Annotated in this window: 1 protein-coding gene and 1 pseudogene; both read right to left on the bottom strand. The window is 64.1% G+C overall.

Annotated elements, in window-relative coordinates:
- On the bottom strand, positions 1-504 hold a 504-nt coding region (locus EN939_RS35130), incomplete at its 3' end, for an ABC transporter permease (protein WP_442919593.1).
- A 417-nt stretch (positions 505-921) separates the two neighbouring features.
- Positions 922-1,142: pseudogene (locus EN939_RS35120) on the bottom strand (ABC transporter ATP-binding protein); the annotation flags it as partial.

Raw genomic sequence — 1,142 nt, 5'->3', positions numbered from 1 at the left:
TGACAGATAGGTCGAGATCATCGCCTTCGGGATCAGGCCGCTGATGCCGATCGCCCCCAGCACGACGATGATCATCGGCGCCACCGCCAGGATGGGAATGGTCTGCGAGGCGATGATCCACGGCATCAGGCTGCGGTCGAGCGTCGCCACATGGACAATGCCGACCGCAATGATGATGCCGAGCGCGGTGCCGAAGGCAAAGCCGAGCAGCGTCGACGACAGCGTCACCCAGGCATTGTAGACCAGGCTGCGGTTCGAGGTGATAGGCCGCAGGAAGGTGTTCTCGAAGAAATTCACCGCCACCTGATGCGGCGCCGGCAATGTCGGCTTCGGCTGCGACAGCGTCTTGCCGATGAGTTCGCTGAACGTGGAGGTCTCACCGGCGCGACGGTCGAGATCGCGCTGGAACGGCGCGTTGAGGATGACAGCGAAGACATACCAGAGCACGACCACCCCAGCGAGGATCGAGGTGACGGGGATGAGTTTGTCGCGGAAGGTGTCCATTAGGTGCGCTCCCCTTTGCCCAACGGCAAAGAGCGGCCATACCCATTCTTCGTCATCCTAGGGCGAAGCAAGGAGCGAAGCGACGCGGCGCAGACCCTAGGATCCATGCCGTTACCTCTGTGCTCCACAACGGTGCGGAACAAGGCTCCCTGTGCCTCGCCCTGCTTGGCCTGTTTTCTCAACCGTTTTCGCCTTTCGGCCGGCGTCACGGCATGGATCCTAGGGTCTGCGCAGGCCGCTGCGCGCCTGCTCTGCCCTAGGATGACGAAGGGGTGGTTGACCGCTCCCTTTACGCACGCCGCCTCGCGGTGCCCTGGGATGACGAAGGCGCGGTGGGCCGCCCCCTCACCCGACCTCCGCTTCGCTCCGGCCACCCTCTCCCCGTTGGGGAGAGGAGGGAGCCCGTCGATTGCTCCCTCAATCATCATAGCTGTGCCCTGCCCGCAGCCCGTCGCGCACGCGCGCTGCGATCGCCAGAAACTCCGGCGTCTCGCGGATGTCGAGCGGCCGCTCTCTCGGCAGTGTCGATTCGATGATGTCGCTGACGCGGCCCGGCCGCGGTGACATGACGACGATGCGCGTCGACAGATAAACGGCTTCCGGAATGGAGTGGGTGACGAAGCAGATGGTCTTGTTGG

Origin of the sequence: Mesorhizobium sp. M7A.F.Ca.CA.002.05.1.1, from assembly GCF_003998335.1 — a bacterium.
Classification (GTDB): Bacteria; Pseudomonadota; Alphaproteobacteria; order Rhizobiales; family Rhizobiaceae; genus Mesorhizobium.
This window is presented reverse-complemented; position numbering and strand designations above follow the sequence as displayed.